Genomic DNA, 12,565 nt, shown 5'->3' on the forward strand with positions numbered 1-12,565 from the left:
GAGGCATGATGTTGAATGCTATACGGCAAGCGGCGTTAACCGGGATGGAAGCTGGCAAACCCGCGGCTGTCATGTTTGGAGAGGTTGTATCCGGCAATCCGCTGCAGGTAAACGTGGACCAGCGTTTTACCCTGGATGCGGATTTTTTGATTCTGCCGGAATCGTTAATCAGGCTGGAATTGGACCTGAGCCATACCCACGGCTCTACTGGGTCAGGCTTGAATGATCCGGTGGTGATTCGTCCGGGCCTGCAGGCGGGGGATAAGGTGATTCTGCTGCGGGTGCAGGGCGGGCAGCAGTTTCTCATTTTGGATAAGGTGGCGGTGTTATGATTCCATCTGGTGGACAACTGACTGCCGCATTGCCGGGCAGAATCGCAGAGCAGCCCTCCAGAACCTGGCGGCTGGATGGGAAGACCGGGCGTATTGCCGGGAAGATTGACGGTTTGGAGGCTGTCAAACAGGCGGTTTATAAAATTTTGCAGACGGAGCGGTATGAGTACATGGCCTACAGCTTCGACTATGGCGTGGAGCTGCGGAATCTGACGGGACAGAGCCCCGCTTATGCCCAGTCCGAGCTGCACCGAAGGATTGCCGAGGCGTTGTTGCAGGACTCCCGGGTTCAGGCCGTCCGGGACTTCCAATTTGAACATGCGGGAGACACAATGACGGTTCGGTTCACGGTGGAAACATCGGCCGGAACATTCGAGCAGGAGGTGAGTGTGAGTGTATGAGCATCAGACTTATTCGGCGATTTTGACCAGAATGCTGGCCCAGGTGCCGGATACAGAGGATAAGCGGGAGGGCAGCATCATCCATGATGCCTTGGCTCCGGCGGCGGCAGAGCTTGCTCAGGCCTATATTTCCCTGGATGAGGCCTTGCGGTTGGGCTTGGGGGATACGTCCAGCGGCGAATATTTGGACCGGCGGGGCTCCGAGGTTGGGGTGGAGAGGAAGCAAGCCTCCAAAGCGCAGCGGAAGGGATTGTTTTGGGATGCAGCAGGCAAGGCCTTTGATGTGCCGCTGGGAAGCAGGTATTCCTGCGATTCCCTGACTTTTGTGGTGACAAGCCGGATTTCGGCGGGGCAGTTTGCTCTGGAATGCGAGGCTCCCGGTGAGGGGGGGAACCGGGCTTTGGGTAAGCTTTTGCCCATCAGCTATGTCGCCGGGTTGGCCAGAGCCGAATTGACGGACGTGCTGCTGGCCGGAGAGGACCGGGAGAAGGATGAGCAACTGCGGGAGCGTATCCTGCAAAAGGTCAGGCAGCCCGCCACCAGCGGTAACGCCTCCCACTATATCCAATGGGCCACTTCTGTTACAGGAGTGGGCGCAGCCAAGGTAACGGAGCAATGGAACGGACCCGGCACGGTTAAGGTCAGCATTGTGGATACGGATCGGGAACCGGCTTCACCCGCGTTGGTGGAAGCGGCGGCGGACTACATCGAAACGGTCCGCCCGGTTTGTGTGGCGGTGACGGTGGTATCTGCCACAGGCCTAAGCGTCAATGTGGCTGCCACCATCGTGCTGGCCACAGGCTACACCCTGCAGGCGGTGCAGGATGCTTTCCACACAGCGCTGGCGGATTATTTGCGCGGAGTAGCTTTTGCCGCGACCTATGTGAGCTATGCCAAGATCGGCACGCTGCTTCTGGGCACCGACGGTGTGCTGGATTATACGGCACTGTCCGTAAACGGCGGCACGGCCAATGTAGTGCTGGCGGATAACCAGGTGCCTGTGGCAGGCTCTGTGGAGCTGGGGGTGTAGGACAGGATGGTGTATCCCGAACAAAAGGATGTTTTTGTGGCAAAGCTCAATAAAAAGCAGGACGGCGGCGTGTATGTCATCGACGAGCAGGTTCAACTGGCGGATGGTGCATATGAAGGCTTGCTGGCCCATGACAATGCAGTAAACAGCACGGTAAAGGTGTTTACGGGTCCGAAGCTTACCGGTCTGGAAATTACGTCCTGGACGTTGTCCACTCCTGCGGAGATGCCTTGGCAAAGGCGTATTCGCATTTTTGCGGAGGCTCCGGTAGTTTATGTGAGCTACGAAACACCGGGGGATCAAGTGGAGGCCGATGATGTGAACGCGCTGCAGGAAGCCGTGATGGCCACACAGGCGGAGCTGGACCGGTACATGGCCGAAGGGATTGTGGATGGCGGATCATTTTATGAGGGGGAATGATACATGGCTCAGACGATTAAAGTCCGGCGGGGCACCAAGGCGGAACTGATAGCCAGAGGAGCTCTTTTGGCCGGAGAAATGGGATTTTGCACGGATACCAAGGAAGTGTATATCGGTGACGGGACGGCGAATCTGTTTGTCGGGCGCGTCATGATGGGGCCTTACGCTTCCCGGCCCAGCGCTGCTGTGGCAGGCCGGTATTACTATGTTACAGGCGGCGGTGCCAACAACGGGTACTTGTATCTGGACGACGGTACCCAGTGGGCCAGGATGAATGCCATTGGGCTTAGCGATTTAACAGGTACTCTGGACAATGTGGCGGACGGCAGCACGTATGGAAAAGTGTTGAAGGCTGATGTGACGGGTGGACACGTGAATAAGGTGTCTGACGGCACCAATACCAAAACGGCCGCGGAAATTAAAACACATCTGGATGATGCCGCCAAGCACCGCGTAATTAATGACAGCGGGGTAGGCAACACGGATTTGTGGAGCGCCCAGAAAATCCGGAATGAGCTGAATCTGGCCCGGGCGGGACAGGAGTACCAGGACAGCGTCAAGGATCAGAATCTGGCATCTCCGCCTGCGTCGCCCGCAGCCGGAGACCGGTATATTGTGGCGGCTTCCCCTACTGGGGCGTGGGCGGGCAAAGCTGGGCAGATTGCAGAGTGGTCCGGATCAGTATGGTCATTTGTTGCCCCTACTGTGGGCATGACCTGCATCGTGGATGACGAGGCCAAACAATATACCTGGAACGGCACCATATGGGCCCGCAGCGGCGGCACACTTCAAACCGTGACAGCAGGCAATGGTCTCACCGGAGGCGGCCAGGCGGATACGGTGGCGCTGCACGTAGGGGCTGGGAATGGGATTGAGGTGGCGGCAGATACGGTTTCCGCAAAGCCAGGCAAAGGGATTGTGGTGAATAGCGCCGGCATTGAGGTGAGCATTGATGCCGATAGCATTGTCTATGATACGGCCAATGGAAACCGGCTGATGGTCGCCGTCATTGACGGAGGGACTTTCTAAAAGGGGGAGGAGGCATGGCCAGAAAAGTATTGATTCAAGTCCGGCGCGGCGCGGAGTCCTCTATCGGTACGTTGGCCGCAGGGGAGCTTGGCTACTGTACGGATACCAGCAAGCTCTATATCGGCACCGCTGCCGGAAATGTGCTGCTGGTCGCAGCACAGAGCACGGGCGACATGCTGAAGGGCATCTACGATACCAACAACAACGGGAAGGTGGATGCGGCAGAGACAGCGGATGCAGTTCCGTGGGCCGGGGTGACGGGGAAACCGGGGACGTTTGCTCCATCGGCACATACCCATGACGTCTTGAGTGTGAAGAGCGATAACTGGAAGCAGGCGGACGCATTGCCGTCCACCTATGACCGAGGGCTGACAGTTTTTTTCAGCAACAGTCCTGCAAACCGTTTTGACGGAGTCCAATACTGCACTGTCATGACAGTAAAAGGCTACTCCAATATGGCAGCCGTGCAATATTTGTATCCTTATAACCAGGATAGCCCTTTACGTTACCGTTACGCCCTTTTTAATTCGGATACGTGGCTGCCATGGAGACGAATAGCCGATATTGATACCGTTATGCCAAAGGGGCCGCTTACCTGGGGTCAATTGCGGGGTGATGCGTAATGGCTTATGGAAGCTCGCAATATGGGGTATTGGGTTATAGCATGGACGCTGAAGATCAGGGAGGGACCGAACCCTATGTTCCGGATCTCCTCCGGTATCTGCCGGAATACTATCGGGTGCCCGGCGGGACTATGGCGGTATTGCAAGGGGCGGCAGCTGGAGAGATCGGGGCGCTGCGTTACGGATTAAACGATGTATTGGATCAGTATTTTGTCAGCTCCGCCACATGGGGGCTTGGCCGTTGGGAGCAGGAGCTGGCTCTGAATGTGGACGCGAGCAAACCGGCAGAGCGGCGGCGCAAGCAGATTTTGGCCAAGCTTCGGGGCACCGGAACGGTTACCAGACAGATGCTGATGGATACGGCTGCTGCCTTTTCCGGCGGCGAAGTGGAGGTGCTGGAGTTTCCAGCCGAGTACCGGTTTGTCATCCGGTTCATCGGCTTTTTGGGCATTCCGCCGAACCTGGCAGAGTTTATGAAGCTGCTGAACCAGATAAAGCCGGCCCATGTGTCGTACTCCTTTGAGTACCGCTATGTTATATGGGAAACGTTGAAGAATTATCGGTTGACCTGGGAGATGGCAAAGTCCATGACCTGGAATCAGCTGAAGACTTATGGAGGAGAGTGAAATACGTGCAGACAACCAATAATTTAGGTTTGAAAAAACCGGGCGCCGAGGATGTTGTCAACATCGAGGATCTGAACAGCAACAGCGATGTGCTGGACGGAAAATTCGGGACATCCTCTGGCCATGGTCACACGGGGGCTGCGGGAGACGGCCCGAAGATTGGGAGCAGCGGCTTGGCGGCAGGGGCTGCCACGGATACGGTGATTGGCAGCCGCACGGTGAGTGATGCCGCCGCACCTACAGGCGACAGTGGCGCACCAACCACTCTGTTCGGTTGGCTGGCCAACATGATCAAGGCGATTACGGGGGGAGCCACATGGCGGACCTTGCCGGGTATGACCATTGCGGCAATTAAGACTATTTTGGATGCAGCAACTAATGCGGGTACAGCCAGCACCCTGATGAAACGGGATGCCAACGGCCGGGCGCAGGTGTCTGGTCCTTTGGCAGCGGGGGATATCGCCAATAAGGGATATGTGGATACGGCTGTATCGGGGGCTACTATTCCGGACGCCTCCCTTACCGTTAAAGGCAAAGTGCAACTCTCCAGTGTTACCAATAGCACCTCCGAAGCGCTAGCGGCTACGCCAAAGGCCGTAAAGGATGCTTATGATCGGGGTAGTGCGGGAGTGACGGCTGCAGCCACGGCACAGAGTACGGCTAATGCGGTGCAGACGCGAGCGAACAATGCCCTCCCAAAAGATGGCAGTGAGCCGATGACGGGACAGTTAGCAATTAACCAAAATGGCGGTTATGTAAGGATAGGCAAAGATGCTGACCATGCCTATGTGTGGAATCAAGTAGGCAATGCTACTGTTAGGCTATATGATGACGGCACTGTACGGAATGGCGCTGGTGCACTTTTTTGGACAGCCGATAATGACGGAGCAGGCAGTGGATTGGATGCAGATACGCTGGATGGCGTAGACTCCAGCCGAATTGTGTATGGTCCTGATGGATCAGCTACAACTCTAGTATCTGACTTCAATGCTATAGACAAGGCGGGCTTTTATCGCGGTAATAATGCAGCCAACGCGCCATCAGCATTGGACTGGAATTATGTTATTCATATTGGCCATGACCCATTTTGGGGCAAACAAATTGGATGGTCATATTATGATGAAGTACAGTACGTAAGAACGAAGGTAAACGGAACATGGGGGGAGTGGAAACTTGTGGGAGGAGCCACGTATGTAGCGAGTAACACGATTCGAGACCAAAATCTTACTGAATATACTAATATGGTCACGAACTATAATACGGCCTTTGGGACATTGATATATAAGTTTATTCCCCGATTTACCGGAGAAATCAATGTTACTTTTGAAGCCAGAGGTCACAATTACCGGGATGGGGAAGATAACACGATTAACTATCCGGCAGGGCTGAGGGTGTACATGCCCACTGAAGCCAGAGTGCCGTTCGGATCCAGTAATGATGGAGTAAGTTATTTTGTATATGCACCAGGGGGGAATCTCCCCTTCTTTGACACCCGTACACCAATCGGAACAAAGATCGGGGGAGCGGGTAGTTCTGCCATGGCTGTTATTTACCAAGGAACTACCTACAGTGGGACGTATGACTCTTTTGCAGCAACAATAAGTGTTCATGCTGGAGTACCCGTTTACTTTTTTGCTTGGACCATGAACAATGCTTCCCCCGGGGGATCATCGGCTTTTAAAAATTTCCGTATCTACTACGACATTGTGTGAGGTGACGAATACATGATCGCTATTATCTATGATCAGGCTGGGTATTTGATCGGCACGAATGCTTACTTAACCGAGGATGATGATGTCCAGCTTCCCCATTTCTTCGTAGAGGAGTTGCCGCCGGAATTAGAAAATATCCCCGCCAATCAACGGGTGAAGATCAATCCGGAGACGCATGAAATTACTTATGAAGCCTTGCCCACCGCCCCTGATCCCGGCCCCACAGCTGCGGAGCGCATAACTCAATTGGAAGCGGAGAACGCCGGTATGGCCCTGGAACTGGCCCAAAACCAAATACGATTTGACCAAATGGAGCAGGCCAACGCGGACCTGCTCTTTGCTTTGGTAGACAAGGGGGTGCTGTAAGCATGGATTGGTACGCATTGGTCAAGCATCACTATGACGCCGGGTGGTACACGGCGGAACAGGTGCGGGTGTTTGTCACCGCGGGAAAGATTACGGCGGTACAGGCAGCGGAGATTCTGGGAGAAAGTGCGGAGTAATGATCAACCGATACGCGAATTTGCCGTCGGGAAAGAAATCCGGGAGGACTTTCAAAGTATCACGGAAGATTCTCAAAAGGTGCAGGTCGATGTAGATGCCCCCGCAACAGAGTGGAATGCCTTGGGCAGGCGGGCGGATCAGTTGCAAATGCAGTTGAATATAGCCGTCCTCGCCGGGGACAGTAGTGTAGCAGTTGCTCAGGCGACAGTGAGGGCACATGATCATGACTACGGGAATCTTAAAGGCGCGGCTAGATCCGGAGCACGGAATAGCCTACGGGGCAACTCATGGTTTTCCCGAGGGATATAATAACACACATTTACCGTATAACTTTGTCACCATTACCGGGGTAAAGGATACCGTTCCTTTGACCAAGATACGGCTGCTGGTGAATGTGCGGTGCGACAAAGGGAGGCCAAACGCCTGACTCCAAAACTTCATATCAGCAACCTGCGAGCCAGCGGGAGGAGAGGAGACATGCATGCAAATCAATTGGGGGACGTTTGCTACGCTGATCGGCATGATTGGCGTAGCCAGCGGAGTTATGCTGGGGTGGATGGGCCGCGCCCGCAGCACCAAGCAAGATACGGTCCAGCAAGCCGGAAGTGATGCTAAACTTCGTTCCGACATGGATTATATCAAGCGCGGCGTGGATGATATCCGGCTTGAGCAACGATCCCAAGGGCAGCGAATTGACGTGCTTTCCGAGCGAGTCACACGCCTGGAGGAGAGCAGCAAGCAAGCCCATAAACGCCTGGACCGACTGGATGCAACCAGAGAAAGGGAGGATTAGGATGACAACTATTATCGAACTCGCACAGCCTTATTTGGAAGCTATCGCCACAGCCGTTATCGGCTTGCTGGCCATGCTCATTCTGGCCCTGATCGCCAGGCTTCGCGCCAAACTCGAGGCCTGGCTCAGCGCCAGGACCAGTGCGGCCCAGCGGGAGCTCTTGCATAAGCTGGCCGGCGAGGCATATGCCTGGGTGGAGCATCAATACGCCAGCGAAGACGGGCAACAGAAGCTCACAGAAGCGGTGCGGTATGTACTGGACCGGCTGCGCCTGAACAAGATTGGCCTGTCCGCAGAGGATGTGACTGCCGCTGTCCAAAAAGCTTGGGCTGAACTGGACAGCAAGAACAGAGGTGCGGCCTGATGGCAAAAGGCTTCGACACCGCCACCCGGGTAACCGCGGAGAAAGCCCGGCTGTTTGCCGCCCAGGGTTTTCTTTTTGTCGGCAGGTACCTGGATATCCCCTCCAGCTGGAAGGCGCTATCCGCCGCCGAGGCTAGGGATATTTCCGCCGCGGGGTTGTACATCGTTTCGCTGTACGAACGCACCGCCAACCGTTCCAGGGAAGGCGCCGCCGCGGGAGCGACGGACGGCAGGCAAGCACTCACCCACGCCAAGCAGGTTGGCCAGCCAGAGGGCAGCGCCATCTATGCTGCGGTAGACTACGATGCCCCGCCGGCGGACTATGACCGCATCGAGGCATACATGCGGGCTTTTGATGCGGAGATTGACGGATACCAGTTGGGCGTATACGGCTCTTATGCCGTTTGCCGGGCCATGTATGAGCGAGGGGTAACGTCCAAACTGATGCAAACCTACGCCTGGAGCCGCGGGCAGGTTTTTCCGCATAACAGCATCTACCAATATGAAAATGACATCACCGTCAACGGCATCGGCATTGACCGCTGCGAGTCCAACGGGGATGCGGGAGGGTGGCGAGTGGGCATGGCGATCAAACCGGCTGCGCCGCAGCTGAGTAAGGAAGTAGCGGCCAACATCATCGACAGCTTTTTGAAGAAGCACTGGGCCGAATGTGAAACGGAACGCATCAAGGCGGAGCAGGAGGGGCGCACTAAGGATGCGGAAGCGTGGAAGGAGCTGCGGGATTGGCAGCATCATCTGGCCAACGAACTCAGAGCAGCCTCCGGTCTGCAGGCGGAATAGACAGGCCTATGGTTGATGCTGGTGATTCGGCTCAAAAGGACTGACGATCCGTTATTTTCCCATTTTCGCCCTATTTCCGAATTTCGCGGACTGACAATCTGCTATTCACCTCCGAATGTGCTTTAACCCGCTGTTTTGCGTCTCATAACGGATCTACGGTCCGTATGATTGGAAAAATCCCCGTTTTTCACGGAATAACGGAACGTCAGTCCGCAGGGATGAACGGGGGCGCCAGATAACATCCAAAACAACAAAAAAGCCGCATGACCCAGCGTCATGCGGCTTTCATACATATCCTTACCCCTCAATCTGCACAGCTTGCGCCTGCGCCTTCAGGCACAATTCCGCCGCCATAAAGGCGTGCTCCTGGGTCATGGCGTTTTCGGTGCGGTGCAGGCAGTCCAGGATCAGCTCGCCGAAGAACGGATAGCCCACCTGGCCGTCCACATGGAAATGATACTCGCCCTGCCCGTTGACCAGATACACATGGTTGCTGGATTTGTCCCGGGCGATGTCGATATATTTGCGGAGCTCGATGTAGCCTTCTGTGCCCAGGATCAGGGTACGGCCGTCTCCCCAGGTGCCCAGACCATCCGGGGTGAGCCAGTCCACCCGGAAATATTGGGTGGCGCCGTTGTCTCCCAACAGAGTAGCGTCGCCGAAGTCCTCCAGCTCGGGGTAATCCGGAGCATTGTAATTGGCCACCTTGCTGTGCAGGACCTGGGCGCTTTTGCAGCCTGCGTAGAACAGGAACTGCTCCACCTGATGACTGCCGATATCGCAGAGAATGCCGCCATACTGCTCCTTCTTGAAAAACCATTCCGGCCGCGAGGCGGCATTCAGCCGGTGGGGACCGAAGCCGGTAACCTGAATCACCCGTCCGATGGCGCCCTGCTCAATGAGCTGACCGGCGTAAACCGCCGATTCCACGTGGAGCCGTTCGCTATAGTAGACCATATATTTCCGGCCGGTTTCCCGAACCTTGGTCCGGGCGGCTTCCAGCTGCTCCAGGGTGGTAAACGGAGCCTTGTCCGTAAAATAATCCTTGCCCGCATCCATCACCCGCAAGCCAAGGGGCCCGCGTTCCGACGTGATGGCGGCGCCTGCAACCAACTGCACCTCCGGATCGGCCAAAACCTCTTCCTCCGTCGCGGCGATCCGCACCTGCGGATAGGTCTTGGCGAAGGCCTCCGCCTTGGCCGGGTTGGGGTCATATACCCATTTCAAGGTCGCGCCTGCTTCCAGCAAACCGTTGACCATTCCATAAATGTGGCCGTGATCCAACGCAACCGCCGCGATCACAAATTCCCACGGCTTAACCACCGGATTGGGCTTTCCTTTGGGGGCGTAATTCATACCGTCACTCTTTTGCATAATGGAGTTCCTCCTGATCGGATGATAATTATTTGTAGCCGCTTCCCGTCGTAATGCTGGAGTCAGCGAAGTTTTCGACGGATGCGCTCTTTTGATAAAAATAGGGGACTTGCTTTCTTACACCTTCCTGGGTATAAAAAGGATCGTCCTGCTGCAGGGGAAGCTGCACGTTTTCCCCGGTACTGGCGGATTTGTAGATGCCCATGATCAAATCCAGGGTTCTGCGGCCGCTGTCTCCGTCAATGAGAAGGGGCGAGCCCGTTTCAATGGCGCATAACACGTTGTCGATCTGGGCGGTGTGGCCCTCGTAGGGAAGATCGGGCAGGGCATCGTAAGCCTGCTGGATTTTTGCCATCAGCTCCTGATTCTCCCGGGGAAATCCGTTGGGCAAGGAGGTGGAGGCAAATACCTTCCACGGAGCGGAGATGCGGGCATCAAGCCCCTGAAAGACAAACTGCTGCTCCTCGCCGTGATGAACCACCGAGCTGGTAATCTGGCCCAACGCGCCGTCGGCATAACGAAGCATGGCCATGGACAGATCCTCCACCTCGGCGTTGTCATGGGCGACATTGCTCATGTAAGCCTGAACCTGAACCGGCGGCCCCATCATCCATAGCAACGCATCGATATGGTGAACCGCATGATTAAGCGTACAGCCGCCGCCCTCCTTTTCCCAGGTGCCCCGCCACCACAGGTCATAATAGCAATGGCCCCGCCACCAGGAGGAGTTCACCTGGGCATGCAGCAGCCTGCCGGCCAGCCCGCTGTCGATGATCTGCTTCAGCTTCATAATGGGATTGCGGAACCGGTTCTGGGCAACCACCGACAGAAGCTTTCCGGTGCGCTTCACCGCTTCGTTCATTTCATCGCATTCCGCAAGGGAAGCGGCCATGGGCTTTTCCACCAGAACATGACTGCCTGCATGGAGAAAATCGATGGAAATAGGCGCGTGAACATAAGGAGGCGTACAAACGGATACCAGATCTATTCCGTCATGAAGCAGTTCCTTGTAATCCCTTACGACTTTGGCCCCGAGTCCATACTTCCGGTTTGCCGCTTCGGCTTTTTCCGGATACAGATCGCAGAGGGCCACAATTTTGCACCGGTCCGGGAACTGCAAATAACCTTCGATATGGCTGGAGGAGATAGCTCCAGTCCCGATCACCGCAACCTTGATCATTTTGATGAACCTCCCTGAAAAACTAAAGTCCAAGCCATCGGCTGGATTAACTTAAGGATACCGGAAGCCGGAGGCAAATTGTGATTCGGAATGGCGGGAAAAATAACACCAGATTGCGGTCATTCATCCTGCCTGTGTTATAGTATAAATAGCCGGATACGACGGCTTGCGAATTGGCGTTTTGCTCCACAAACGCTTAGGATGAAGCCCGGGGAGGAAATGCGGATGCCGTATGTAGTGGGCAACTATAGCGGGGAGACTGTGCAGTTTGCCTATAAGCGCAAAAGTGTCAATTATGAGCATAAGGAAACCTTCCATTCCCATTTGGGCATAGAGCTTCTGTGGATTCACCAGGGGAAGGGAACCATGATCGTCAACAACAACAGCTATCCCATCAAGCCGGGGATGTTCTGCATGTTCCAGCCCTTCCAGCTGCATCACTTGACCCTGGATTATTCGGATCATCAGTCCTTTGAACGTTCGCTAATCATCTTTGAGCCGACGATGTTCGAGAGCTATTTTCAGAAATGGCCGGTTTTGCACAGCTTTTTTCAGTTTATCCATTTGGGGAAGCTTCCCTTTCCGTGCATCTACGGGGTGGAGGACGGGGATGATCTGGAGCAATTGTTCGTCAGTATGCAGAAGCGGCTGCCTGTTCTTCCGGAAAAAGACCGTACGGAGGAAATCTCATTGTTTCTGGTGATTCTGTTCCGCAAGCTGAAGCAATTATGGGACAACCGGAAGCTAATGGACACGGATATGGAAAGCAGGCGGAAAAATCATCAGGTGGAGCATATTTTAAGCTGGATCGAGGCTAACTATACGGCGCCATACAGTCTGGAGGAGATGGCCCAGGCTCTCCATCTGTCTCCGTACCATATCGCCCACTTGTTTAAGGCCGCCACCGGAATCACCATTTCCGATTACATTGCAACCCGCAGGATTCACCAGGCGGTTCAACTGCTGACCACAACCCACAAGCCGGTTTCTTTGATTGCGGAGGAAATCGGGCTGATGAACGGGTCATATTTTTGCAGATTGTTCAAAACCCATATGGGGACAACCCCCTACCAATACCGCAAAAAATGGATCGGCCGGTAATACCGGATCGTCCGCGTTTGTTTGATCTTCTCCCAAGCGGGTAAAAAAGCCTATCCCAACAAGAGGAGGCGGATGGCCATGGAGCCCGTAAATGACCGCGAAATCAAGGAAACGCGCATTGAAAAAAAGACGGACAGCAGCGAAGTGATGTCCACCTTTATCAAGTACGCGGCGTATCTGATTATTTTCTTCGGGATTCTTTACTTCCTGGTCCGGTATGTGTTCCCAATGTTCTAGCTTCTATAGAGGTCGGATCTTGCAGCCTGTACAGCAGCG

Annotated in this window: 17 protein-coding genes; 15 read left to right on the forward strand and 2 right to left on the reverse strand. The window is 55.0% G+C overall.

Translation table 11 applies throughout. The features are described 5' to 3' along the window. The first annotated feature begins 5 nt into the window (after positions 1–5). From DQG13_RS17660 to DQG13_RS17725, 13 genes are all read left to right on the forward strand, one after another. Positions 6–332: a DUF2577 domain-containing protein gene (locus tag DQG13_RS17660; RefSeq protein ID WP_309472242.1), complete on the forward strand. Its 327-nt coding sequence runs from the start codon at positions 6–8 to the stop codon at positions 330–332. Then, the gene (locus DQG13_RS17665; protein ID WP_113021109.1) at positions 329–733 is read left to right on the forward strand and encodes a DUF2634 domain-containing protein; all 405 of its coding nucleotides are present in this window, start codon (positions 329–331) and stop codon (positions 731–733) included. Before DQG13_RS17660 ends, DQG13_RS17665 begins: the two co-directional genes overlap by 4 nt. After that, entirely contained in the window at positions 726–1,763 is a 1,038-nt protein-coding gene (locus DQG13_RS17670) for a baseplate J/gp47 family protein (protein ID WP_113021110.1), read from the forward strand. The genes DQG13_RS17665 and DQG13_RS17670 overlap by 8 nt, the downstream gene beginning before the upstream one ends. A 36-nt stretch (positions 1,764–1,799) precedes the next feature. Next, positions 1,800–2,183 (forward strand): phosphoglucomutase, encoded by a 384-nt coding sequence (locus tag DQG13_RS17675; RefSeq protein WP_258525727.1) that lies wholly within the window; start codon positions 1,800–1,802, stop codon positions 2,181–2,183. Positions 2,184–2,186: 3 nt separating this feature from the next. After that, positions 2,187–3,212 carry a DUF2793 domain-containing protein gene (locus DQG13_RS17680; RefSeq protein ID WP_113021112.1) on the forward strand — a complete coding sequence of 342 codons (1,026 nt, stop codon included), beginning with the start codon at positions 2,187–2,189 and terminating at the stop codon, positions 3,210–3,212. A 14-nt stretch (positions 3,213–3,226) separates the two neighbouring features. Next, positions 3,227–3,835 (forward strand): hyaluronate lyase N-terminal domain-containing protein, encoded by a 609-nt coding sequence (locus DQG13_RS31520; protein WP_181592823.1) that lies wholly within the window; start codon positions 3,227–3,229, stop codon positions 3,833–3,835. Continuing rightward, a complete protein-coding gene (locus DQG13_RS17690; RefSeq protein ID WP_113021113.1) occupies positions 3,835–4,461 on the forward strand; it encodes a putative phage tail protein in 627 nt (208 codons plus the stop codon). The genes DQG13_RS31520 and DQG13_RS17690 overlap by 1 nt, the downstream gene beginning before the upstream one ends. Before the next feature lie 5 nt (positions 4,462–4,466). Beyond that, positions 4,467–6,173 carry a pyocin knob domain-containing protein gene (locus DQG13_RS32030; protein WP_258525729.1) on the forward strand — a complete coding sequence of 569 codons (1,707 nt, stop codon included), beginning with the start codon at positions 4,467–4,469 and terminating at the stop codon, positions 6,171–6,173. 12 nt (positions 6,174–6,185) lie between these two features. Beyond that, positions 6,186–6,539 (forward strand): hypothetical protein, encoded by a 354-nt coding sequence (locus tag DQG13_RS17700; protein WP_113021114.1) that lies wholly within the window; start codon positions 6,186–6,188, stop codon positions 6,537–6,539. A 2-nt stretch (positions 6,540–6,541) separates the two neighbouring features. Next, positions 6,542–6,676: an XkdX family protein gene (locus DQG13_RS17705; protein WP_113021115.1), complete on the forward strand. Its 135-nt coding sequence runs from the start codon at positions 6,542–6,544 to the stop codon at positions 6,674–6,676. 482 nt (positions 6,677–7,158) lie between these two features. Further along, the gene (locus DQG13_RS17715) at positions 7,159–7,470 is read left to right on the forward strand and encodes a hypothetical protein (protein ID WP_113021117.1); all 312 of its coding nucleotides are present in this window, start codon (positions 7,159–7,161) and stop codon (positions 7,468–7,470) included. Between the two features lies 1 nt (position 7,471). Next, complete coding sequence (locus DQG13_RS17720) at positions 7,472–7,834, forward strand: phage holin (RefSeq protein ID WP_181592824.1); 363 nt, start codon at positions 7,472–7,474, stop codon at positions 7,832–7,834. Further along, complete coding sequence (locus tag DQG13_RS17725) at positions 7,834–8,634, forward strand: DUF1906 domain-containing protein (protein WP_113021119.1); 801 nt, start codon at positions 7,834–7,836, stop codon at positions 8,632–8,634. The genes DQG13_RS17720 and DQG13_RS17725 overlap by 1 nt, the downstream gene beginning before the upstream one ends. Positions 8,635–8,931: 297 nt before the next feature. Here DQG13_RS17725 and DQG13_RS17730 read toward each other — a convergent pair whose 3' ends face one another. Next, positions 8,932–10,008: a Gfo/Idh/MocA family protein gene (locus tag DQG13_RS17730; protein WP_113021120.1), complete on the reverse strand. Its 1,077-nt coding sequence runs from the start codon at positions 10,006–10,008 to the stop codon at positions 8,932–8,934. Positions 10,009–10,036: 28 nt separating this feature from the next. Continuing rightward, positions 10,037–11,188 carry a Gfo/Idh/MocA family protein gene (locus DQG13_RS17735; RefSeq protein WP_113021121.1) on the reverse strand — a complete coding sequence of 384 codons (1,152 nt, stop codon included), beginning with the start codon at positions 11,186–11,188 and terminating at the stop codon, positions 10,037–10,039. Positions 11,189–11,413: 225 nt separating this feature from the next. Between DQG13_RS17735 and DQG13_RS17740 the strand changes: the two genes are divergently transcribed. Then, on the forward strand, positions 11,414–12,289 hold the full coding sequence (locus tag DQG13_RS17740; protein ID WP_113021122.1) for an AraC family transcriptional regulator: 876 nt from the start codon (positions 11,414–11,416) through the stop codon (positions 12,287–12,289). A 78-nt stretch (positions 12,290–12,367) separates the two neighbouring features. Continuing rightward, positions 12,368–12,526, forward strand: coding sequence for a hypothetical protein (locus DQG13_RS30835; protein ID WP_181592825.1), 159 nt, complete (start codon positions 12,368–12,370; stop codon positions 12,524–12,526). Positions 12,527–12,565: the final 39 nt, after the last annotated feature.

This window comes from Paenibacillus sp. YN15, assembly GCF_003285005.1.
Lineage (GTDB): Bacteria > Bacillota > Bacilli > Paenibacillales > NBRC-103111 > Paenibacillus_AR.